Origin of the sequence: Sphingobium phenoxybenzoativorans, assembly GCF_018286635.1 — a bacterium.
Lineage (GTDB): Bacteria > Pseudomonadota > Alphaproteobacteria > Sphingomonadales > Sphingomonadaceae > Sphingobium > Sphingobium phenoxybenzoativorans.
This window is the reverse complement of the sequence record NZ_CP073910.1, coordinates 177,423-198,643: the sequence shown is the minus strand read 5'-3', so window position 1 is coordinate 198,643 and position 21,221 is coordinate 177,423. Positions and strand designations below refer to the sequence as shown.

Here is a 21,221-nt window from a genome sequence, read left to right as displayed (position 1 = left end):
GTTCGAAAGAGAATGCGGCCGGTTCCGGGAACGGAATCGGCCTTTTCTTTGTTCCCTTCCTGTTCTAATGCTGCGGCATGGCCGAAGCGGATTGTTCACCCCTGACAGATGGCACGGCGCTGGCCGTTTCGCGCGGGATATTGCGGCTGTTTCAGCGGCACGACATTTTCGGCCAGTTGGAGGTAGCGCTGCCCAATGGCCGCCGCGCTGACATCATGGCGATTGACGGGGCGGGGCGTCTGGTGATCGTGGAGATCAAATGCAGCCGCGCGGACCTGCTCGGCGACATGAAATGGCCGGACTATTTCGACTATTGCGACCGCTTCTACTGGGCCGTGCCGGGGGGCTTTGATCTGTCCCCCTTTGACAGCGACGCCCTCTGGCCCGCCCGCACCGGCCTGATCGTTGCGGATCAATATGATGCGGAAATCCTGCGCCCCGCGCCGATGGAGCCGCTGGCCGCCGCCCGGCGCAAGGCGGAAACCCTCCGCTTCGCCCGCCGCGCCGCCCGGCGGCTGACGGCCCTGTCCGATCCCGACTATGCGGCGGAAATCGGGTTCGGGATGTAGGATATGCTTACTTCCGCCCCTATCTCCGTTCGCCCTGAGCCTGTCGAAGGGTATCACCGAACGAAGTGAGGTGCCTTCACTGCGTTCAGGTGAAGGCTTCGACTTCGCTCAGCCCGAACGGAGGATAGCTATCGGAAAACCCTACAAACTTGGCCCCTGCACCGGCCCGCTGGTCGCTTTGGCGGGCTTGGCCTCGTCCAGCGCCTGGATCAGCCCCGGCGTGCGCCCATCCCGCGTCGCATAGTCGCGGGCGGACATGCCGGCGATGCTGTCCCGCTTTTCCGGGTTCGCGCCCAGGCTGACGAGCAGGCGGGTCATCGCCACGTCGCGCAACTGCACCGCGCGGATCAGCGCCGTCTCGCCATTGTCGTTCGGCTTGTCGACCTGCGCGCCATTGCCCAGCAGGTAGCGCACCCCGTCGATGAAGCGGAGCTGCACCGCGCTCAGCAGCGGCGTTTCCCCCCGGTTATCGGCCAGATTGGGGTTCGCGCCCTTGCCGAGCAGGAAGCCGAGCCATGTCGTGTCGCGCCGCGCGATCACGATGTGCAGGGCGGTTTCCCCGGTGGTGACGTCGCGCGTGTTGACGATGGTGGTGCCGGGCTTGTTCAGCGCGGTTGTCGCCTTGTCGCCGTCCCGGTCCTTCACCGCCTTCAGGAAATTATAGCTGTCGGAAAATTGCGCCGGGGCGATCGAGGGAACCGTCAGCATCAGCGCCGCCAGCGCCGCGCCCGCCGCCCGGATCGCACTGGATCGACGGCCCTTAAACTGCTGCATTCTGCTACCACCTGTTCGCAATTGCCAAAGCCAGTCTAGCAGGGCATGGCTGGCTTTGCCATGAACAAAGCGCTGATATCCCTCGTGTCGCCGCTCCTGCTGGCGCTCTCCGCCTGCGGCGGCGGCGATCAGTCGTCCTTCGAACAGGGCGCGCTCGCCGGGGCCAGCATCGGTGCGCCCTTCACCCTGACCGATCAGGACGGCAAGCGCGTCGCCTGGGACAGTTTCAAGGGCAAGTATCGCCTCGTCTATTTCGGCTATACCTATTGCCCGGACGTCTGCCCGGTCGATCTGCAGCGGATCATGCAGGCATACGGCAAGTTCGAAAAGGATTCGCCGGACCGCGCGGCGAAGCTGCAGCCGATCTTCATCACCGTCGATCCGGAGCGCGACACGCCGCCGGTTCTGAAAAACTATGTCGCCGCCTTCTCGCCCCGCCTGATCGGCCTCACCGGCACGCCCGATGAGATCGCCAAGGTCGCAAAGGATTTTGTGGTGATCTACGGCAAGGCGGATGAAAAGGGCGCGAACGACTATCTCGTAAGTCACAGCCGCACGCCCTATCTCTTTGGTCCGGACGGCCAGCCGATCGCGCTGGTGCCGGTGGACGATCCCGGCACCAAGGAGGATGAAGGCTCCCCCGACGCCGTGCTCGCCGCGCTGGACCATTGGGTGAAGTGAGTGGAATTCTGGGAAAAACCCCTTGAAGATCTGAACCGGACGGAATGGGAGGCTTTGTGCGACGGCTGCGGCAAATGCTGTCTGCACAAGGTGGAGGATGAGGATACGGGCAATATCTACCCGACCAACGTCGCCTGCCGCCTGCTCGACCGCGACACCGGGCGATGCTCCAATTATCGCAGCCGCCGGTCCTTCGTGCCGGACTGCGTGCGCCTGACGCCGGAGGCGGTGGCGCAGATCGTCTGGCTGCCCCGCACCTGCGCCTATCGCCTGCGCGCGGATGGCGATCCGCTGCCGGACTGGCATTATCTGATCAGCGGCGACCGGGACGCCGTGCACCGCGCGGGCGAATCCGTACGCGGCTGGACCGTGGCGGAGGTTGAGGCCGGCGATCTGGAAAACCATCTTGTCGACCGCGAACTTTGACAGTGAAATCCTGATCGGCGGCATCGCCATGCCGGTGCGCGTCCGCCGCATGGCCCGCGCGCGCAATTACCGCCTGACCATCGACCCGGCGCATGGCGGCCTGCGCCTGTCCATCCCCGCGCGCGCCAACCTGCGCAAGGCGCTTGGCTGGGCGCAGGAGCATGAGGCGTGGGTCCAGACGCAACTTGCCGGCGCGCCGCTTCCCGTGCGCCTGTGCGACGGCGCGACCTTTCTGCTGGAGGGGCAGCCGGTGACGATCGTGTGGGACGCCAAGGCCCCCCGCCGCATCACGCTGGATGGTGACACTCTACGCGTCGGTGGCGCGGCGGAATCGGTCGGCGCGCGCCTGCTCCGTTGGCTGAAAGCCCGTGCGCGCGACGTGCTGGAGGCGGAAACCCGCGCGCTGGCGACCAGTGCGAAACTCCCCCTTACCACCGTCAGCATCGGCGACCCGAAGGCGCGTTGGGGCAGTTGCTCGTCCTCGGGCGCGATCCGCTACAGTTGGCGCCTGATCCTCGCCCCGCCGGAGGTCCGCCAGTCCACCGTCGCCCACGAAGTCGCCCACCTCGCCCATATGGACCACAGCCCGGCCTTCCACGCGGCGCATGCGCGGCTGCTGGGGAGAGACCCCGCGCCGTCGCGGCGGTGGCTGAAGGAGCATGGGATGAGCTTGCACCGGGTTGGGGTGTAAGTTTGGGCCGGAACAGACCCACCCACCGTTCGCCCTGAGCCTGTCTAAGGGCTGCACTTTTGTTGAAAGGAAGGGCTTCGACTTCGCTCAGCCCGAACGGCTTGTGGCTTGCTTTCCCGTCCCCGAACCTGTCATTTCCGCGACCCGAAGGGCAACAGTAGGTCAACGCGGGAAACCTTCTCTCCCGCCTCACGCTTTGTCTGGATTAGGGCTTTAGCAACCTTGAGAGGGCATAGCTGCTTGAGCTTTAGGGACAGTAGCGAATGCGATCTTCAGGCCGGCTAGCGTATATAGCGATAGCAATCAGCGCCACTACCTCTGGTTCCAGCCCCGTTTTGGCGTCACCACAGGGTTCAGCGGCGATCGCTCAATCGATCGGAATGTGTGAACGCGCCACCCAAGGCGGGAGAATGGTATTTCCACCCAATGCGCAGGTTTATTTTGGGGCTTTTGATGTCGGGACCACAAAAGGGCTGTCTAATCTCCCTGACTTGATCAAGCGCTATGCGAAAACTGGTGCACTGTCTGCTGTGGATGCACCCAGCCTTTTTCTTCGTTTCTCGGCTCCGAATGGAGAAACATGGTCTGTTATTCGCGCCAAGACATTCACTTGCGATGTCGTTGCGACCGGCTTCCGTGGTTCGGAAACCGATCAGGACGTTCTCAATGAAATGACGAGAAATGGTTGGGTGCTGGTCAAATCTGTCCCCCCAGCGGTGCCTAACGGTCTCACTCAATATGTGTTGACCAAAATGCTTCCCGCTTCGGGTGATCCCACCTATGGCATTAGAGCTCATATAAAGAGCATGGGGTTCGCGGACTCCCTCGCTAACGGCGTACAGATGGAAATTGATTTGGTCGCTGGACAACTTTCCAGCCGTCAAACTCAGAAGCCGTAAATTCACGCGGCCATTTGATGCCCAAAAAGTCAGAAATTCTTACCTCCAGACAGCCGATGCTTAAGGATAGCCCGCTTCTTTTTGGTGGCGAACGGCCAGGATCGCCACCGTATCGCCGTCGAGGCGATAAAGGGCGACATAGCCGCTATTGCCGAAGTCGATTAGCTTTTCCCGATAATCGGGGTCCATATCTTCCACCGGGCGGCCGATGCGCGGTGACGCCGCCAGAATCCTGACCCCGGCCCGGATCGTCGCAACCGCGCGGGTCGCGGCTTCGGCATCCTTGGGCAGGAGCCAGCGGTAGAGCCGCTGAACGTCGGCCAGCGCATTCGGCGTCCAGATCAGCCGTGGCACTTGGGCGGCTCCGCATCCTCGCCCGCTTCGAGCTTCGCCAACCAGGCGTCGGCTTCCTCAAGCGTCAGATGCAAGCCTGTCTGCTGATATTCGTCCCATGCCCGCATGGCGTCCTGCCGCAACGCCTCGCGCTTTTCCTCGCGTTCGACATATTGCGCGATGGCTTCGCGCATGATCCAATGAGAACTGCGCCGACGCGCTTCAGCCAGGTTCTGGATGCGTCCCTTAAGGGCATCATCGAGCTTAATGGATGTTGCGGCGGTCATAATGCGCCCTCCGTAGCGAAAGGTATTACCGTGCGCTAAACTATCCTATCGCCGTTCTGCCGTCCATCCCCACCGCTCGAAGTTGGCTTCCACTCGCAACCCGTCCCTAATTCTGCCCCTTGTCCTTCGCCGGCTTCTTCTCCCGCCCAAGCACATTGTCGATCCACCGCTGGTCGATCCGCGCCGGCACCTCATAGGGCGTCGTCCCGGTGTCGCTGGGGTCCGCGCTGTCGTCGCTCTGGCTGCGTTCGATCGGCATGCCGTTCTCGTCGACGAACTGGCCGTTGTCGGGCTGGTTGAAATAGGTCTCGTCGTCCGGCTCCAGCTCATATTCGGGCAGGGTGACTTCGGTCTCGAACTCCTCGACCGGGCGCTTGGCGACGGCGGCCTTCATATATTGGGCGAAGGCGGCGGCGGGCGCGCGGCCGCCCTGCATGCCGCCCACGGCGCGGGCGTCGTCGCGGCCCATCCAGACGCCCGTGGTGATGCCGCTGGAAAAGCCCAGGAACCAGCCATCCTTGTTGCTACTGGTCGTGCCGGTCTTGCCCGCGACCGGGCGGCCGATCTGCGCGGCCTTGCCGGTGCCGGTGTTGACGGCGGTCTGGAGCAGGTCGGTGATGCCCGCCGCGACCCACGGGGCGACCAGCACGCGGCTGGTGTCGTCCTTATGCTCATACAGCAGCCTGCCGTCGGCGGTCGTCACCTTGGTGATGCCATAGGGGCTGACCGCCACGCCCTTGCGCGCGACGGAGGCGAAGGCGCGGGTCATGTCGATCAGGCGCACGTCGGACGTGCCGAGCACCATCGAGGGATGGGTGCTGATCGGCGTCGAAATCCCGAACCGCCGGGCCATGTCGGCGACGGTCGCAAAGCCGACCTCCACGCCCAGTTTCGCCGCGATCGTGTTGATCGAATAGGCGAAGGCCGTGCGGATATCGATCTTGCCGGAATAGCGGCGGGAGCTGTTGCGCGGCTGCCATCCGTTGATGTCGACCGGCTCGTCGACCACGGCGGTTTCGGGCGTATAGCCCGCCTCCAGCGCCGCCATATAGACGAACAGCTTGAACGCCGATCCCGGCTGGCGCGTCGCCTGCGTCGCGCGGTTATAATTGGACGTCACATAATCGAGGCCGCCGACCATCGCCCGCACTGCCCCGTCGCGGTCCAGCGAGACAAGGGCACCCTGCGTGCTGCCCGGCGCATTCTGTTTGATCGCGGCGGTGGCGGCGCGCTGCATCGGCAGGTCAATGGTGGTGTAGACCTCCAGCGGCTCCAGCGGCTCGTCGACCAGCGTCTCAAGCTGCGGCAGCACCCAGTCGGTGAAGTAACGCACGCTGTTCTGCGGCGGCTCCGGGGCCAGCTTCACGGCCTTCACATTCGCCGTGGCCAGCTCGTCGCCGGTGATCGCGCCATTCTCGCGCATCAGCTCCAGCACCACGCCCGCGCGCCCGACGGCGGCGTCTGCGTCGGCGGTGGGGGAGTAGCTGGACGGCGCCTTCACAAGTCCCGCGATGATCGCCGCTTCGGGCAGGTTGAGCGTATTCGCCGCATGGCCGAAGAATTTCCGGCTCGCCGCGTCGATGCCGTACGCCCCGCCGCCGAAATAGACCTTGTTCAGATACAGCTCCAATATCTGCTGCTTGCTGAACTTGCGCTCCAGCGCCAGCGCCAGGATCATCTCGCGGATTTTCCGGCCGAACGTGTAGCTGTTGTTGAGGAAGATGTTGCGCGTCACCTGCTGGGTGATGGTGGATGCGCCCTGCATGCGGCGGCCGGTGCCGCGATTGACCAGCGCCAGATAGGATGCGCGGGTCAGGCCGATCGGGTCGACGCCGGGGTGCAGGTAGAAACGCTTGTCCTCCGTCGACACCATTGCGTCGACCATGACGGACGGGATCTGGTCGAACGCCATCCACCGGCCGAAGCTCGGCCCCAGCGCCACGATCACCGACCCGTCGGCGGCATGGACGCGGATCATCTGGCCGTTGGGGGAGGATTTCAGCGCTTCATAATTGGGCAGCGACTGCATGGCGATGACCACCGCCACCACCAGCGCAAGCAGTCCGCCGACGAACGCCAGTCCGCCGATCTTCAGGCCCGTGACCAGCCAGCGCTTTGCCCGCGCGGGCCAGCCGTCGTCCGGCGCCGATGTCTTCCTGCCCGCTTTTGCCATGTTGGTTGCCGCCCGATACGCGCTATCGCCCGCTCCTACAAGCGGAACAGGGCTTTACGGTGGCTGAATGACGTCAATCGGGTGCGGGAATCGGCGCTGGACTGTCCGCGAGCCAGAATATTCGTGACATTGTAACAACGAACGGGGACATTCGCCGGGAACCCTTGATCGAAGGAACCCCCCGCAGATGCGCCTTCCGCTTTTTCTGTCCGCCCTGATATGCGCGATCGCCGCGGTTCCGGCCTGGGCGGACGAGGGGGAGATACCCCCGGAAATCTACGGCAACTACGCGCCGGCGGGCGATTGCGCCAAACAGCCCCGCGTCACCGTGAGCAAGGGCGGCGTTTTCCTCGACACCGCCGCCGGCAAGTCCGGCCCCCTGCCGGTCAGCGTCTGCTATAGTTGCGCGGGCGGCGCGCGATATGAGGGCATTCAGCGCTGGGTCTATGTCAAATATGGCAAGGACAAATGGGGCGGCGACAATATGCCCGTCATCCTGATGTTCAATGCGGAGGAGAAAAAGGGGTCGGTGCTGGTCGAGCATGACAATACGCTGAAAACGCCGATCGGCGCGGCGATGAGTCAGGTAGTCCAGACCCGGTCGCTCAAAATCTGCAGGGCTGGAGCTGGTGGAGCGGGAGCCGCCGCCGCGCCCGCTGCCCCCGCCCCTGCCGCCAAAACGCCCCCTGCGGCCGGAAAACCCGTGACCCCGCCGCTGACCGCCGCTCCGGCATCGCCCGCGCAGGGGCTGGCGGGCGCGCTGGGCGCCTTGCTGCGTCCCGCCACCCTGCCCGCGAACAGCTTCTACGACTGGCGTCAGCTTGAAACCGCGCCCTTCGTCACCTGGGCGGCGCTGCCGCCGCAGATGCTCGACAAGCCGATGTCCAATGGCGAATTTTTCCGCCGCGCCGGGATCGCCACGGTGAAGGGGCAGCAGATCAAGGTGCTGGCGGGCGGCGCGCGGACGATGGTGATGAACCTCTATTTCCGCAACGATGGCCCGCCGGTGGGCGAGGCGGCATTGCTGTCCGCGCTGCGGGAAAAGGGGCATGCGGTTGTCCCCGTGCGCTGCGCCAGGCTCAGGACCATGCCAGCGCCGAAATGGTATCGCCTGTCCGGTCCGGGCAAGCAGCCCGCCCTCCTCTGGTTCGCGCCCGCGCGCGGGCAGCAGCAACCATGGGAGGGGATGAGCCTGCAACTGGACGGCAAGCTGCCGCCGATGACGCCGCAGGAAGCCGCCGTCTATACGGATCGCTGCCAGTAACCGGCATCTTTTCACTACCGTTCGGACTGAGCCTGTCGAAGTCCTGTCCTTCTTTGCAGCGTCGAAAGGAAAGACAACCCTTCGACAAGCTCAGGGTGAACGGTAGGAAATGATGCTGATTTAATGGGGGTGTCTTTTCACCGCCCGCGCTCTGCAAGCCGCTATCCACGCGCAGGACGAGCCGCTACTCTTTTCCGATAACCAAAGGGGCCAGCCGCAATGGAGCCGATGCAGCTTTTCGAACTGATGATCGCGATGTTGCTGGCGATCATCGGGCTTCATTATGTGGCGCATCGCCTTGCTCTGCCGCCCGCCGTCGCGTTGCTGACCGGCGGCGCGCTCCTTGCCTTCATCCCCGGCCTGCCGGTGATCGCGCTCGATCCGGAGCTGGTGCTGGTCATTTTCCTGCTGCCGCCGCTGATGGACGGGGCGTGGTTCATCGCGCTTGGATTGTCGGTCATGATCGACGTCGCCGAAATGTTGCTTATCGATCTCGCCGGTAATCAGATTTGCAGCACGACAATTCCCGGCAGCGGCCTGACCTTGACGGATACGATCGCCGAACTCGGCCGCTTTCTCGAAGCGGCGCAGGCGCAGTATCAGGTCGACCCGGTCCGAATACATGCCATCAGCATTGCGCTGGCCGGCTACTATGTAGGCGAAGGCGATTTCCTCACCGGAAAAGCCCGTTAACAAGGATCATGAACTACGATATTTTCGTAGCTAGCCAGGAAAGAAACTTTGCGTCTGCGCCGTGAGCGATATTCACCCGCATGGCTTGATCAGGTCGACCATCGACAAAGAATGCCGATCCAGGGGCAATAAATATTCCGTGCCGGGCAGCATCGGCGACCACATCATGGTCGGATAGCGCGATAGTCTGCATTAGCCAAATATACGTAGCGAGTGTCTGGGGTCGATCGACCTTCAGGCCTTGTGCCTCCAGTCCCTTGATAGTGCGGCTGCAGGCTTCCTTCACCCGGCGAGAGAGGCGCTCTAGGTGCTTCATATAGTCTCCCTGCTCCATCAGTGCGTGGATCAGGCGTTCGTTGTGCGAGGACGTCGAAACCATCGTCACGACGAGCAACTGGGACAGGGCATCGGCGCGCGCCAGACTTGCAGCGAGGTAGCCTGAGCGGAAGCTACCCGCGAGGGTCTTGGAAAAGGAGCCGACATAGATCACCTGCGATAACTGGTCGAGCGCGGCGAGGCGAGGGGCCATGGCCGGAACGATGTCGGCAAAGGGGTCGTCCTCTACGATGAGCATATCCTGCTCCTCGGCGGCGCGCAGCAGGGCATGGCAACGCGCGAGGCTGGTCGATCCGCCGGTGAGATTGTGCGCCAGAGTCTGGGTGAAGAACAATCGCGCACCGCTAACTTGCGCCAAGTGCGCGAAGGCTTCGGGGTCGGGCCCCTCATGCTCGCGCGGTACGCCGATGATTTGCGCTCCTACCAAGCGCAGCTTGGAGAATAACGGATAGTAACCCGGCTCGTCGACGAGCACGGCGTCGCCCGGACGGATATAACTGCGGATCACCAGGTCGAGCGCATGGTTGGCGCCGTGTGTCATCACGACCTGATCTGGCGTACAGCCGACGTCGCGTTCGGCCAACAGGCCCTGATCCTCTCGCGTAGCGGCGGTTCGTACGGTGCATGACTAGAAAGGGGCGCCTAACTGCTGGACGGCTTTCCGCTGAGCGAATGGAAGGTTGTGGTGGAAGCTGCCGTTCGATGCCTGATCGACGAACGGCGTATGTTGGTCGCTAGCGGCGTCCCGCCGGCATGTCCTCGGCTGGAGAAGGCCTCGTTTCGAACCGCCGCGATAGTCCATGGTAGAGCCGCTCCTTGCAAACCAGCTGGGCTGCGAAATCGGCGATCAGCGCGGTGGCAAAGAGCGGCAGCAATAGCCCGCGGCTCGCCGTGGTCTCCGAGATAATGATAACCGCAGTGAGCGGCGCGCGGACGACACCTGTGAAATAGGCGATCATGCCGAGCAGCACGACCGCGCCCGGCGGATAGCCCGGAAATACCGAACGCAGCATGTCGCCAATGCCGGCGCCCACCGACAGCGACGGCGCAAAAATACCGCCCGGGAGCCCCGAGATGGCAGTGGCGAGCGTCGCGACCAGCTTGGCGCCGCCAAACCATAGGGGAACGTCGGCACCGGCGATTACCGCGTTAGCGGTCTGATAGCCCGTCCCCCAGGTGAGCCCCGTTGCGACCCCGGTGATGGCCACAACAAACCCGCACGCTCCGGTAAGCAGCACGGGCTTCTTGCGCAGCCGCGCCATCGGCGCCCACACCGTTGCACCTGCAGTGAGCATCAATCGCGAAAAAATCCCGCCGGCTAGACCACCCAGAAAACCTGCCACAGGCGCTGCGATCATCGCTTCCCGCACGCGCAATGTCTGACGCATGACTCCGAAATAGACATAGTCACCGGCGAGCCCGAGGCTCACCATGCCGGCGATCAGCACGGCCGCCATCACCAGCAGCGACATGCGCTGTTCATAGGCGGCATCGAGTTCCTCTATCGCGAAGGCGATCCCGGCCAGTGGTGTGTTGAATGCCGCGGCGACACCGGCCGCCCCGCCGGCAATATAGACCGAAGCGCGCAGCGGGATGGCGAGCATCCGGTGTGCATAGCCCATGATTGCCGCCGACAACTGGACGGTCGGCCCCTCGCGCCCGACCGAGGCGCCGAACAGCACAGCCGCGATGGTCAGCACGAACTTGACGATCACGGTGCGCGCCGAGATAAGTCGGTCGAGGCCGTGATCAGGATCGCGCGATGCCGCCATGACCTGTGGTATGCCCGAGCCGGCGGCAGCCGGTGCTAGCTGCCGCGTCAGCCACACGATACCAGCGAACCCTAGCGGGCTGGCGACCAGAGGCGCCCACCACCATCGTGCGACGATGTGGAGAAATGTCTCGCCAGCAAGATCGGAAAGATGCGCGAAGAGCAAGGCCACGAGCCCGGTCAGGATCGCGCCGGCAAGAATGGCGACGCGCCGCCGCCAGACCAGCGCCTCCGGGCCATGACGACGCATCAGGGCACGGATACGGCGGGGCGTGAGCGAACGCGTGCGCACCTATTAGCCCTCAGCCGGCGCGCCGACCAGCGTCGCGACCAGACAGATCAGCCCAACGATGACAAAGCCGGCGAATTGCGGCCACCTGCCGACCCCGGTCCGCCGAGCAACGACGAAGGCTAGCGCGCATTGCAATGCGTAGAACAATGCAAAGGCGCGCGAGGATATGGCAACGACCTCGAACGGATCGGTCAACCAAACGACCAATATCGCGAGCACCCCAGCAAGCGCAAAGGCTGCGCTGACGCTCAGCCTGCGCCGTGAGACCTCGCTCATGAGCCCGCCGGAGCCGATGGAGTCCGCAACTGCCGCACTCAACTGGCTCGACAGCGCGCCGACCAGCACGAAAATGCCAAGAGCAGGTGCAACGATGGTCATGATGTCGAGGATGCCGGCCACGCCCTCGGCGTCGGCGGCGCGGCCGAGAAACGGTGTCAGCAGCGCGAGGAAAGCGAGGTAGATGGCCGAGGCTATCCACTGCGCGTGACGCATCGTGCGGATGCGCAATTCCTGGCTATAGGCGTGCCCGAGATAGCGCGATGTTTCGAAGCCCTGCACGGTGATGACAAGGCCGAGCAGCAGCGGGATACTGCCCCAGCTCACCCGCGCAGGGGGGAGCGGGTCAGCACTGTGGCTAGTCAGCCACCAGCAGGCGAGGCCGACGAGAAGCCCGGCAATGATTCCGATCTTGAGAGATACCGTCCCGTGCGCGAGATGCTCGACGCGCTTGATTCCATTGCCAAACGCCAGCGCGATGATCGCCAGGATGATGACCGTCACGATCCCATTAGAGGCTAGTGCATGCCAAGCCGGGTCGGTGCCGAGCGGCTTGAGCAAGAACTCGGCAAGGAGCTTCAGATAGTATGCGACCGATATGGCGTAGGCGAGCGCCAGCACGCCCTGCGTAACACGCGCCAGCCAGGCCACCGGGTCGTTAAGTGACGCCTTGGCGAGGTAATTCTCGACATGGATGATGTTGAAGCGGATCACCGTGCCGGCAGCATAGGCTATCAGGAGCAATGCGGCTTCCGCAAGGATCGCAGCCCGGCCAAATTCTCGAGCAAGGATCGGGCCGCAGATGAGGAAGCCGCTACCGATGATCGAGGCGAGCGGCGTCACGGTCGCCCGCCAGCTTTCGGATCGCACGAAGCGACCGAACGTGAGCCACAGGGTAGCAAGGATGGCGGTAGCAAGCGCCGCGATGGAGATCAGCATGATATTTCTCAAGTAAGCTGGTGTTAGCCAACCGTCGATGATCTTTCGATCGATCGCTCCTCGCGACGCCTTGAAAAGGTCAAATCATTGCCAGCTGGCCGTTGATACAGGCGCAGACCGAACTCGGGGAGGATGGCAATCAGGTGGTCGAATATGTCGGCCTGTATGCCTTCATATTCGGCCCAGACGGTTGTGCCGGCAAAGGCGTAGATTTCGAGCGGCAGCCCATATTCGCTGGGTGCCAATTGCCGCACCAGTAAGGTCTGATCGTCGCGGACATTCGGATGCGCGGACAGATAGGCGAGAACATAGGCGCGAAATGTCCCGACATTGGTCAGCCGACGGCTGTCCAGCGCATTATCGTTGGCGAGATCCAGGTTCCAGCGTGACAGATCCTCCTGCTTGTCTTGGAGATAGTCTCGAAGCAGGCTGAAGCGCGAAACCTCCGCAAGCCCTGCTTCGTCGAGAAAGGCGACGCTTCCCTGATCGATCATCAAGGCGCGCATGATGCGGCGGCCACCCGACTCTTGCATGCCGCGCCAATTGCGAAAACTTTCGCTGATCAAACGATGCGTCGGGATGGTTGTGATCGTCTTGTCGAAATTCTGAATCTTTACCGTGTGCAGGGCTATATCGACCACATCGCCATTGGCGTTGAGCTGCGGCATCTCGATCCAATCGCCCACCCGGATCATGTCGTTGGAGCCGATCTGGACGGATGCAACCAACGACAGGATCGTGTCCTTGAATACCAGCATCAGCACGGCGGCCATCGCCCCCAGCCCCGACAGCAACAGCAAGGGCGACTGGTCCATCAGCGCCGCGATAATCAGGATGCTCGCCGCGCCATACACCAGCAATTTGGCCACCTGCACATAGCCCTTGATCGGCCGGTTCGCGGCATCGGGGCGGCGCTGATACAGGTCGTTGCCAAGAGTCAGCAGGCCGCTCAAGGCGATGGCCAGCGTCAGGATGATGAAGGCGGCGCTCAGGCTGGCGATGAAGGCGGCGAGCCGTGCCGGCAGATGCGGAACGGCGGCCACGCCCGACTGGATGATGAGCGCCGGCAAGATGTTGGACAGGCGCGCGACGACGGCACCGATATGCGCGGCCTCGACCTGGAACGGCAGATGATCGATCAGCCGCAGCAACAGAGTCAGGACGATGCGTTTGGCTACCCAGTTAGCCGCCCAGGCGAATGCGCCAAGCAGCAGCAATCCGGTCACGGCCTGGAACCAGGCATGTTCGACATAGCCGCTGGTCAGGATCTGGAGGCTGTCTGATGCGATATAGAGCTGGCTGATCATGCGGCGCGCTGCTCTGCAAACGGATCGTCGTGGAGCGATCGGCCGGCCGTTTCCGGCATGAACCGCAGCGCAATCAGGCCGATGATGCAAGCCGCCATCATGTAGTAGGCAGGCATGAGTTCATTGCCGGTCGTACCGATCAGCGCGCTGCCGATCGCCGGCGCGGTGCCGCCGAACAGCGACGTCGACAGATTATAGGCAATGGCGAAGCCGGCGAAGCGCGCGGTCGTAGGAAAAAGGGCAGGAAAGGTCGCCGAGATCGTCGCCAGTTGCGGCACATAGAGCAGGCCAAGCAGGACAAAGCCGATGATTGCGCCAGCAAGGCCCGTCGCCATCAGCATGTAGAGTGGCACCACTGCGATCAGCAGGCCGATCAACGACAGCCGCCACAACGGACGCCGGCCCACGCGATCGGACATTCGGCCGGCAATCGGCAGGAAGAGCATCATAAAGAGCATGCCGATGATCGGCACCACCAGCGCCTCATCCGGGGAGAGGCCGATGCGGCGCTGCAAATAGGTCGGCATGTAGCTGAGCAGCGTGTAGTTGACGACGTTGAGCGCCACCACCAGCCCGGCCACGACCAGCATCGGCCGCTTATGATCGCGGAGCAGTCGAGAAAGGGACAGCGATCCGCTGCCTTCGGCCGCCTGCTCGCGAAAGACCGGCGTGTCCTCCATCCTCGATCGCAGATACATGCCAATGAGGCCCATGGGCGCGGCCACCAGAAAGGGAATGCGCCAGCCCCAGGCATGCATCACGGTGTCCCCCAGCAGCAGCGAAAAGCCCAGCATTAGCGCCGCACCAAAGGAAAAGCCGGCGAGCGTGCCGAACTCCAGGAAGCTGCCGTAGAAGCCGCGCCGGTCATCGGGCGCATATTCGGCCATGAAAGTCGCCGCCCCGCCATATTCGCCGCCAGTGGAAAAGCCCTGCACCATGCGCAGCAGGATGAGCAGCGCGGGCGCCGCCCATCCAATCTGGGCATAGGAAGGTATGAGGCCGACGGCCAGCGTCGCACCAGACATAAGCAAGATGGTCAGCGCCAGCACCGACTTGCGCCCCAGTCGATCACCCAGCGGCCCCCAGAACAGGCCGCCGAGCGGCCGGACGAGAAAGGAGATGGCAAAGGTCGCCAGCGCGAACAGAACGGCATCGTCCACCTGGCCCGGAAAGAGCGCAGCGGAAATATAGGTCACGCCATAGGCATAGATGCCATAGTCGAACCATTCGGTGGCATTTCCCAGCGCCGACGCGGCGATAGCCCGGCGCAGCGTGGCCTTGTCGGCCTGTACCGGGGCAGCAGGGGTGGCAGGAACGGCGGAAGCGGTCATTCTGTCAGTCCGTCTACGGTATTGGGATCGAGCAGCGAGGCCACCGGCGTGGTCCGCGGCACGATCTGGAAGTCCTGCTGGTCGGGTACCGGCACGGGCGGGGTCGCCGCCTGGCGCCAAAGACCGAAGGCCAGCGTCGCGCCGGCACACAGGGCAATGAAGAGGAAGAGGCCGCTAGTCGGCGCCAGGCTCATCAGCAGGGCAGCGCCGAGCGGGCCGATCGCCGCCCCAACCGAATAGAGCAGCACCAGCCGGCCGCTCGCCGCGACCCGCTCGGTCGCGAGCAGCCGGTCGTTGCAGTGCGCGACGCAGAGCGGATAGAGGGCGAAGCTGAGGCCGCCGAACAGGGCGCCGAGTGCTAGCAGCAGCGGGCCGCCCGACACCAGCATCGCCAGCACCGTGCAGACAGCCAGCGTCGCGGCGAAGCAGCCGACGATCACCCGGCGCCGGTCGAGCCGGTCCGAAAGGCGCCCCAGCGGCCATTGCAGCGCGACGCCGCCCAGGATGACGATCATCATGAAACTGGCGGTCGCGCCAAGATCCAGCCCCAGCCGGCGCACATGCACCGCCGCCATGCCATAGAAGGCGCCGAGCATCAGCCCGGTCGCGACCGAGCCGACCGTGCCGAGCGGTGAGGCGGCATAAAGGGCGCGGATGGTGAAGGCCTGGGCATCGACCGGCGCGGGCGCGCTGCTGCGGGTCAGGCAGAGTGGAATGATGGCAAGGGAAATGAGGATGGAGGCGATCTGGAATGGCACCGCCGGCAAGGCGCCGCTCGCGCCCAGCAGCAATTGCCCGACCGCCTGCCCCGAATAGAGGGCGACCATATAGGCGGCGAGCACGCTGCCGCGCGTTTCCGCCTCCGCCCGGTCGTTGAGCCAGCTTTCCAGGCAGATGAACACGCCCGCGACGCAGATGCCGTCGATCAGGCGCAGACAGGCCCAGAAGAGCGGATATTGGACCAGCGCATAGGCCAGCGTGCTGGCCGACAGCAGCGATACGAAAGCGGCAAAAGCGCGGATATGGCCGACCTGCCGCACGATCGCTCCGGCCCGAAGCGCGCCGACTACAAGTCCACCGAAATAGGCGGTGGCGACAACGCCGATCGCCATTGTGCCCGCTCCTGCCCGTTCCAGCCGCAGGCCGATCAGCGTGGACAGGAAGCCGCTGCCCGCCATCAGCATGAAAATGGCAAGCAGAAGGCTGCGGACGGGGTGAATCGCGGCGAGCATGGATGATGACAGAGCGCGGATCAGGCCGCGCGCCGATCCTCCGATGGCTGCTCTCCGTCCTCTACCAGAGCACGGTGCAGTGCGCCCACAGTGGCTTCATAATGATCGACATCGACAATGAATTGCACGTCGACATTGCGTATTTGGTGTTGCATCGCGACGATCGGCACATGGGCATCCGCCAACGCCCGCAGGGCGTCGTGCACCAGCCCCGGCCGGGATATATCGCTGCCGATGACCGACACGATCGATACTGGCTGGGCCGATATGGCGGCATCGGGATAGAGGGCCTGAAGGTCGGCGATCACCCGCTTCACTGTAGTCGCGTCCGCGGAAAGATAATGGGTGATGGTGTTGGCGTTTGATGCCTTGCTGACGATCCAGGCACCATGGCGAGCCAACACCTCCAATATCGACGCGTCATAGCCTTTGACGCCGACCATATCCTGCTCGAAGAACTGGAGCGCTTGAGCATGGCGTACGCCGGTGACAATCTCGACGCGCGGCGTGTCGGACACATAGGCGCCACAGATCAGCGTCCCGCCATCTTCCCGGTCGAAGGTGTTGCGCACGCGTAGCGGAATGTCGGTCTGGCGCAGCCCCCTGCCGGCACCGGGATGGATCGCCTCCATGCCCAAATTGGCAAGCTGATCCGCCACATCATAATTGGTGCGACCAATCTTGCGCGCCTTGTCCGTGCCCACAAGGCGCGGGTCCGCACTCGACAGGTGGAACTCTTTGTGGATGATCGCCTCGCGCGCTTTCGTCAGCACGGCAATGCGCGAGAAGGTCATTTCCGAATAGCCACGCGCATAGAGGCGCACCATGCCCTCGCTGCACCCCGCATAGCCGGTGACGATCGGCAGCGTGGTGGCAAGATCGATCGGCACGAATGCTTCCATGATGCGGTCGTCCAGTTCGCGCATGTCCTGCTGGTCCCACAGGGTCAGGTCGACAAACTGCGCATTAACACCCCGGTCCCGCAGCAGCAGCGCGGTCGAATGGGCGCTATGCGCTTCGCCGAGGCCCGCTAGCAGTTCCCGCACCGTCACCAGCTGTTCCTTGACGCAGAAGCGGCCATGGCTGCGCAGCCGCGCGAGATCGTCGAGACAGGCGGCGACCGCATCGATCCGCATGTCGACAAAGGCATTGGCCTCCGCCAGCCGGTCGGCGCGGACAAACATCGTCGCATTGCGTTCGTACATGGCGCGGCGCACCGTCTCCATCGCTTCGCGCCAGCCGTCCGCATCCTCGTCCGCCACGAAACGGGCAAAGACACCTGGCTCGCCGCTTTTCTTGTGCTCCAGCAGCAGGTCGGTCATGCCGGCATAGGCCGATACTACGAAAATGCGATGATAGAGGTCCGCGCCGTTGCGGCCGGCGATCAGCACATTGTCGAACAATGTGGCAGTCGCGGCCATGGAGGTTCCGCCGATCTTCTCGACGCTATGAGCCCTGCTCATGTAAGCGCCTCCTCCATCAACGGCCCGGTGATGGGCGTGATGACCTGCGGCTCGCCGCGCGCGGCGATGAAGGCGGGGCGCGGCCGATCGACGCCAAAGGGCGCCTCCAGCCGGTTCGACACGGCATTATAGACCAGGAAGGCATTGGCGCGCGGGAAAGGCGTGATGTTGCCGTTCGACCCGTGCATGATGTTGCAGTCGAAAATCACTACAGATCCCGGCTTGCCGGTCGGCGCGATGATACCATTATGATGCGCCAGTTCGGCGAGACTGTTTTCATCGGGAACGCCATATTCCTGGCGTTTCAGCGACTGGCGATAATGGTCTTCCGGCGTCTCGCCGACGCAGGTCAGGAACTGGCGGTGCGATCCGGGGATCAGCATCAATGGGCCGTTGTGTGGCGTATTTTCCGCGAGCAGCACTGACATGGACAGCGCGCGCATGCGCGGCATGCCATCCTCCACATGCCAAGTCTCAAAATCGCTGTGCCAGTAGAATTCCTTGCCCTGGAAACCGGGCTTATAGTTGAGCCGCGACTGATGCATGTAGACATCGTCATTCAGCAGGAAGCGGGCGACGCCAGCCAGCCGTGCGTCGGCGGCCAGCCGCTCGATCACGTGGCTCTGCGCATGGATACGGAAGATGGAGCGGACTTCCCTGCCGCCCGGCTCGGTAATGACCGTTTCCTCCTCCAGCGCATCGGGATCGCCGAGCAGCGCTCCAGCTTCGCGCTGGAGATAAGTCACTTCCGCGTCGGAAAAGACGTCTTCCAGCACCAGATAGCCGTCGCGGTCGAAGCGTTCGGCCTGTTCCTGGGTGATGGGCGCGTCCGCGTTCCAGTCGCCATGGACGACGGAATCGTGGCGCGGCAGAAATTCCGCCACGGTGGCGTGGCGGGACGGGTAGAGGTCTTTCATGGGACTCCCCCTTTGATAATAGACAGATAGTTCAGGCGAGGCGGCTTCGGTCAGGCCGAAGCCGCCGTCGTTCTTCAGTCGGCCAGCGCAGGCTCGCGCGCGGCGCTTGTGTCGGCTGGATAGGCGCCATTCTCGTCATGCACTTCCTTGCCGGTGACCGGCGGGTTGAAGGTGCAGGCGCACAATATGTCGGTTTCCGGCCGCACGATATGCTGGTCATGGGCGTTGAGCGCATACATGACGCCGGGCGCCAGCTGATGGGTGATGCCGGTGCCCAGATCCTCGATCGTGCCCGTGCCCTTGAGCACCAGCACCGCCTCCAGATGGTTCTGGTAGTGCATGTGCAATTCCTCGCCCGCGTACATGGTGGTAACGTGGAAGGAAAAGCCCATATTGTCGTCCTTCAGCAGAAGGCGCGCGCTTTCCCACCCCTTCGACTTCACATTGCGGTCGGACTTGCGGATATCTTGAAGCTTGCGAACGATCATATCTCGTGTCTCCTCTTATTCTGCGGCGACGCCATAGGTCACGCTCACGGCGGATCGGACGCTGTCTTCGAGAATGTCGAGACCTGCCGACAGCAGGTCGTCCTCAATCACGAGTGGCGCCAGAACCTTGACGATCTCGTCATGCGCGCCGCTGGTTTCGATGATCAGCCCCTGCGCGAAGCAAGCGGCGGTGATGCTTTGCGCGACCTCGCCCGATCCCACGTCGATGCCGCGCATCATGCCGCGACCGCGGGTGGACAGGCCATGTTCGGCCGCCATCGCATCCAGCCGCCGCTCCAGTAGCGCGCCGCGACGGGCGACGTCCTGCTGGAATGTCCCGTCGCTCCAGAAGTGGCGCAACGCGGCAGTGGCCGTGACGAAGGCATGGTTGTTGCCGCGGAAGGTGCCATTATGCTCGCCGGGCGCCCATTGGTCGAGTTCCGGGCGGAACAGGGTCAGTGCAAAGGGCAGGCCCATGCCCGACAGCGACTTAGCCATGGTGACGATGTCGGGAGTGAAGCCCATGCCTTCGAAGCTGAAGAAATTGCCGGTGCGCCCGCAACCCGCCTGAATATCGTCCACGATCATCAACGCGCCATGGCGCCTCGCGATTTCGGCGATGCGACGTAGCCACTGCGGCGAGGCAGCGTTGAGGCCGCCCTCCCCCTGCACGGTTTCCACCAATATGGCGGCCGGCGCATCAAGACCGCTCGACGGATCGGACAGGCGGCGTTCCAGCAGATCCGCCGTATCGACGCCGTCGCCATGATAGCCATCATAGGGTTCATGCGCGACATGGCTCAGCGGCACACCCGCACCGCCGCGCTTGGCGGCGTTGCCGGTGCAGGCCAGCGCGCCCAGCGTCATGCCATGGAATCCGTTGGTGAAAGCGATCACTAGTTCACGCCCAGTGATCTTGCGCGCCAGCTTGATCGCAGCCTCCACCGCATTGGTGCCGGTCGGGCCGGTGAACATGGCGCGATAGTCCAGGCCGCGCGGCGTGAGGATCACATCCTCCAGCGCTGCGAGGAAATCCCCCTTGGCGTCGGTGTGGAGGTCCAGGCCATGAGTGATGCCGTCACTGGCGATATAGTCGACCAGCGCGTCCTTAAGCACTGGATGGTTGTGGCCGTAGTTGAGGGTCGAACAGCCCGACAGGAAGTCGAGATAGCGGCCGCCCTGATTGTCGTGCATCCACACGCCTTCCGCACGGTTGAACTGCCGCGGCATGGCGCGGGCATAGCTGCGCACGGCGGATTCGCGGCGTTCATAAATGGCCGTGTCGGGCATGGCGCTGGTGGGTTTGGGCTGGGTCGTAACGGTCATATTCTCTAATCTCTTTCAACAATGTGCCGGGGTCGTCAGCGGGCCGATGCGCGCCTGCCATTCGGTGGCATGAGCACCGTCAAAATGGGCCTGTTGCTCAAAGCGGGCAGTCTTTTCGACCGACGCGCCCCATCGCCGCGCCAGTCCCCGGAACAGAGCCCAGGAGGCGCGATTATCGTCGGTGATGGTGGTCGTCAGATGGGTGACGCCGGAATGTGCGGGCCGGGCCAGTAGCGCCTCGATCATGCGACCAGCAAGGCGCTGACCGCGCGCTGCGGATGACACAGCGACCTGCCAGACGAAGAAAATGTCGGGCGCGGCCGGCGGGCGATAGCCCGATACCCAGCCGACCACTTCACCGTTCCACTCGGCGACGATGCAGCTGTCGGCAAAGTCTGTGCATTGCAGTAGGTTGCAATAGGCCGAATTGGGATCAAGCGGCGGACAGGCCGCGATCAACCGGCTGATGGATGGCCCATCCCTATCGATGGGCCTACGCAGTTGGATTTCCTGCCCCTCGCCCTCTTCAGGACGCGCAGAAGCCCGTGGCGGCGAAGCAGCCGCTGTAGCTTGGGAATATGAGATTGTTCAGCTCCCGAATTATATTTTACTCGGAGAAACAGATTCTCCAGCGAGACGAGCGGTTATATGCAGACTTCATGCGCAACCTTCAACCCTAAAGCCAAAATTATATTTCATATAATGAAGCATTTGGCAGAGAGTGAAGAGGCAGCATGGCGCTTGTTCGAGCTC

At 63.4% G+C, this 21,221-nt stretch carries 22 protein-coding genes; 7 read left to right on the top strand and 15 right to left on the bottom strand.

Going from position 1 to position 21,221, the window contains the following annotated elements:
• Nucleotides 1-77: 77 nt before the first annotated feature.
• On the top strand, nucleotides 78-569 hold the full coding sequence (locus KFK14_RS00990) for an MmcB family DNA repair protein (RefSeq protein ID WP_070156067.1): 492 nt from the start codon (nucleotides 78-80) through the stop codon (nucleotides 567-569).
• A 141-nt stretch (nucleotides 570-710) separates the two neighbouring features.
• Here the strand turns inward: KFK14_RS00990 and KFK14_RS00985 are convergent, their stop codons facing one another.
• Nucleotides 711-1,277 carry an ankyrin repeat domain-containing protein gene (locus tag KFK14_RS00985; RefSeq protein ID WP_246525002.1) on the bottom strand — a complete coding sequence of 189 codons (567 nt, stop codon included), beginning with the start codon at nucleotides 1,275-1,277 and terminating at the stop codon, nucleotides 711-713.
• 111 nt (nucleotides 1,278-1,388) lie between these two features.
• On the opposite strand from KFK14_RS00985, the gene KFK14_RS00980 reads away from it, so the two are divergent.
• From KFK14_RS00980 to KFK14_RS00965, 4 genes are all read left to right on the top strand, one after another.
• Nucleotides 1,389-2,024: an SCO family protein gene (locus tag KFK14_RS00980; RefSeq protein WP_212609556.1), complete on the top strand. Its 636-nt coding sequence runs from the start codon at nucleotides 1,389-1,391 to the stop codon at nucleotides 2,022-2,024.
• Nucleotides 2,025-2,450, top strand: coding sequence for a YcgN family cysteine cluster protein (locus tag KFK14_RS00975; protein WP_212609555.1), 426 nt, complete (start codon nucleotides 2,025-2,027; stop codon nucleotides 2,448-2,450).
• Nucleotides 2,431-3,141: a M48 family metallopeptidase gene (locus KFK14_RS00970; protein WP_246524801.1), complete on the top strand. Its 711-nt coding sequence runs from the start codon at nucleotides 2,431-2,433 to the stop codon at nucleotides 3,139-3,141. The genes KFK14_RS00975 and KFK14_RS00970 overlap by 20 nt, the downstream gene beginning before the upstream one ends.
• 410 nt (nucleotides 3,142-3,551) lie before the next feature.
• Entirely contained in the window at nucleotides 3,552-4,040 is a 489-nt protein-coding gene (locus tag KFK14_RS00965) for a hypothetical protein (RefSeq protein WP_212609554.1), read from the top strand.
• Nucleotides 4,041-4,100: 60 nt separating this feature from the next.
• Here the strand turns inward: KFK14_RS00965 and KFK14_RS00960 are convergent, their stop codons facing one another.
• The 3 genes from KFK14_RS00960 to KFK14_RS00950 all read right to left on the bottom strand — a co-directional run bounded on the left by KFK14_RS00960 (nucleotide 4,101) and on the right by KFK14_RS00950 (nucleotide 6,833).
• On the bottom strand, nucleotides 4,101-4,394 hold the full coding sequence (locus tag KFK14_RS00960) for a type II toxin-antitoxin system RelE/ParE family toxin (protein ID WP_212609553.1): 294 nt from the start codon (nucleotides 4,392-4,394) through the stop codon (nucleotides 4,101-4,103).
• On the bottom strand, nucleotides 4,382-4,660 hold the full coding sequence (locus KFK14_RS00955; protein ID WP_212609552.1) for a CopG family ribbon-helix-helix protein: 279 nt from the start codon (nucleotides 4,658-4,660) through the stop codon (nucleotides 4,382-4,384). Before KFK14_RS00955 ends, KFK14_RS00960 begins: the two co-directional genes overlap by 13 nt.
• Before the next feature lie 106 nt (nucleotides 4,661-4,766).
• Nucleotides 4,767-6,833: a transglycosylase domain-containing protein gene (locus KFK14_RS00950; protein WP_212609551.1), complete on the bottom strand. Its 2,067-nt coding sequence runs from the start codon at nucleotides 6,831-6,833 to the stop codon at nucleotides 4,767-4,769.
• 187 nt (nucleotides 6,834-7,020) lie between these two features.
• Here KFK14_RS00950 and KFK14_RS00945 point away from each other — a divergent pair, with 187 nt between their 5' ends.
• The gene (locus KFK14_RS00945; RefSeq protein ID WP_212609550.1) at nucleotides 7,021-8,097 is read left to right on the top strand and encodes a hypothetical protein; all 1,077 of its coding nucleotides are present in this window, start codon (nucleotides 7,021-7,023) and stop codon (nucleotides 8,095-8,097) included.
• Nucleotides 8,098-8,316: 219 nt separating this feature from the next.
• A complete protein-coding gene (locus KFK14_RS23940; protein ID WP_246524799.1) occupies nucleotides 8,317-8,790 on the top strand; it encodes a Na+/H+ antiporter family protein in 474 nt (157 codons plus the stop codon).
• 13 nt (nucleotides 8,791-8,803) lie between these two features.
• Here KFK14_RS23940 and KFK14_RS00935 read toward each other — a convergent pair whose 3' ends face one another.
• The 11 genes from KFK14_RS00935 to ectA form a co-directional block, all read right to left on the bottom strand.
• On the bottom strand, nucleotides 8,804-9,709 hold the full coding sequence (locus KFK14_RS00935) for an aminotransferase-like domain-containing protein (protein ID WP_212609549.1): 906 nt from the start codon (nucleotides 9,707-9,709) through the stop codon (nucleotides 8,804-8,806).
• Nucleotides 9,710-9,860: 151 nt separating this feature from the next.
• Nucleotides 9,861-11,147 (bottom strand): chloride channel protein, encoded by a 1,287-nt coding sequence (locus KFK14_RS00930; RefSeq protein WP_212610964.1) that lies wholly within the window; start codon nucleotides 11,145-11,147, stop codon nucleotides 9,861-9,863.
• A gap of 45 nt (nucleotides 11,148-11,192) precedes the next feature.
• Nucleotides 11,193-12,404 (bottom strand): APC family permease, encoded by a 1,212-nt coding sequence (locus tag KFK14_RS00925; RefSeq protein WP_212609548.1) that lies wholly within the window; start codon nucleotides 12,402-12,404, stop codon nucleotides 11,193-11,195.
• 23 nt (nucleotides 12,405-12,427) lie between these two features.
• Entirely contained in the window at nucleotides 12,428-13,711 is a 1,284-nt protein-coding gene (locus KFK14_RS00920; protein ID WP_212609547.1) for a mechanosensitive ion channel family protein, read from the bottom strand.
• Entirely contained in the window at nucleotides 13,708-15,042 is a 1,335-nt protein-coding gene (locus tag KFK14_RS00915; RefSeq protein WP_212609546.1) for an MFS transporter, read from the bottom strand. The genes KFK14_RS00920 and KFK14_RS00915 overlap by 4 nt, the downstream gene beginning before the upstream one ends.
• Nucleotides 15,039-16,274 carry an MFS transporter gene (locus KFK14_RS00910; RefSeq protein WP_212609545.1) on the bottom strand — a complete coding sequence of 412 codons (1,236 nt, stop codon included), beginning with the start codon at nucleotides 16,272-16,274 and terminating at the stop codon, nucleotides 15,039-15,041. The genes KFK14_RS00915 and KFK14_RS00910 overlap by 4 nt, the downstream gene beginning before the upstream one ends.
• A gap of 20 nt (nucleotides 16,275-16,294) precedes the next feature.
• Entirely contained in the window at nucleotides 16,295-17,737 is a 1,443-nt protein-coding gene (locus KFK14_RS00905) for an aspartate kinase (protein WP_212609544.1), read from the bottom strand.
• Nucleotides 17,734-18,654: an ectoine hydroxylase gene (gene thpD, locus KFK14_RS00900; protein ID WP_212609543.1), complete on the bottom strand. Its 921-nt coding sequence runs from the start codon at nucleotides 18,652-18,654 to the stop codon at nucleotides 17,734-17,736. The genes KFK14_RS00905 and thpD overlap by 4 nt, the downstream gene beginning before the upstream one ends.
• 74 nt (nucleotides 18,655-18,728) lie before the next feature.
• Nucleotides 18,729-19,142, bottom strand: a complete 414-nt coding sequence (locus KFK14_RS00895) for an ectoine synthase (protein ID WP_007712251.1) — start codon at nucleotides 19,140-19,142, stop codon at nucleotides 18,729-18,731.
• Between the two features lie 15 nt (nucleotides 19,143-19,157).
• Nucleotides 19,158-20,468 carry a diaminobutyrate--2-oxoglutarate transaminase gene (gene ectB, locus KFK14_RS00890; protein ID WP_212609542.1) on the bottom strand — a complete coding sequence of 437 codons (1,311 nt, stop codon included), beginning with the start codon at nucleotides 20,466-20,468 and terminating at the stop codon, nucleotides 19,158-19,160.
• Between the two features lie 15 nt (nucleotides 20,469-20,483).
• The gene (gene ectA / locus KFK14_RS00885) at nucleotides 20,484-20,969 is read right to left on the bottom strand and encodes a diaminobutyrate acetyltransferase (protein WP_212610963.1); all 486 of its coding nucleotides are present in this window, start codon (nucleotides 20,967-20,969) and stop codon (nucleotides 20,484-20,486) included.
• Nucleotides 20,970-21,221 lie beyond the last annotated feature (252 nt).

Excerpts from the sequence above, each read along its gene's own strand:
- KFK14_RS00985 (WP_246525002.1), bottom strand. The coding sequence starts at position 1,277 with ATGCTGACGGTTCCCTCGATCGCCCCGGCGCAATTTTCCGACAGCTAT.
- KFK14_RS00925 (WP_212609548.1), bottom strand. The coding sequence starts at position 12,404 with ATGCTGATCTCCATCGCGGCGCTTGCTACCGCCATCCTTGCTACCCTG.
- KFK14_RS00905 (WP_212609544.1), bottom strand. The coding sequence starts at position 17,737 with ATGAGCAGGGCTCATAGCGTCGAGAAGATCGGCGGAACCTCCATGGCC.
- KFK14_RS00945 (WP_212609550.1), top strand. The coding sequence starts at position 7,021 with ATGCGCCTTCCGCTTTTTCTGTCCGCCCTGATATGCGCGATCGCCGCG.
- KFK14_RS00990 (WP_070156067.1), top strand. The coding sequence starts at position 78 with ATGGCCGAAGCGGATTGTTCACCCCTGACAGATGGCACGGCGCTGGCC.
- KFK14_RS00920 (WP_212609547.1), bottom strand. The coding sequence starts at position 13,711 with ATGATCAGCCAGCTCTATATCGCATCAGACAGCCTCCAGATCCTGACC.
- KFK14_RS00930 (WP_212610964.1), bottom strand. The coding sequence starts at position 11,147 with ATGCGTCGTCATGGCCCGGAGGCGCTGGTCTGGCGGCGGCGCGTCGCC.
- KFK14_RS00965 (WP_212609554.1), top strand. The coding sequence starts at position 3,552 with ATGGTATTTCCACCCAATGCGCAGGTTTATTTTGGGGCTTTTGATGTC.
- KFK14_RS00950 (WP_212609551.1), bottom strand. The coding sequence starts at position 6,833 with ATGGCAAAAGCGGGCAGGAAGACATCGGCGCCGGACGACGGCTGGCCC.
- thpD (WP_212609543.1), bottom strand. The coding sequence starts at position 18,654 with ATGAAAGACCTCTACCCGTCCCGCCACGCCACCGTGGCGGAATTTCTG.
- KFK14_RS00915 (WP_212609546.1), bottom strand. The coding sequence starts at position 15,042 with ATGACCGCTTCCGCCGTTCCTGCCACCCCTGCTGCCCCGGTACAGGCC.
- KFK14_RS00980 (WP_212609556.1), top strand. The coding sequence starts at position 1,389 with ATGGCTGGCTTTGCCATGAACAAAGCGCTGATATCCCTCGTGTCGCCG.
- KFK14_RS00895 (WP_007712251.1), bottom strand. The coding sequence starts at position 19,142 with ATGATCGTTCGCAAGCTTCAAGATATCCGCAAGTCCGACCGCAATGTG.
- ectB (WP_212609542.1), bottom strand. The coding sequence starts at position 20,468 with ATGACCGTTACGACCCAGCCCAAACCCACCAGCGCCATGCCCGACACG.
- KFK14_RS00955 (WP_212609552.1), bottom strand. The coding sequence starts at position 4,660 with ATGACCGCCGCAACATCCATTAAGCTCGATGATGCCCTTAAGGGACGC.
- KFK14_RS00910 (WP_212609545.1), bottom strand. The coding sequence starts at position 16,274 with ATGCTCGCCGCGATTCACCCCGTCCGCAGCCTTCTGCTTGCCATTTTC.
- KFK14_RS23940 (WP_246524799.1), top strand. The coding sequence starts at position 8,317 with ATGGAGCCGATGCAGCTTTTCGAACTGATGATCGCGATGTTGCTGGCG.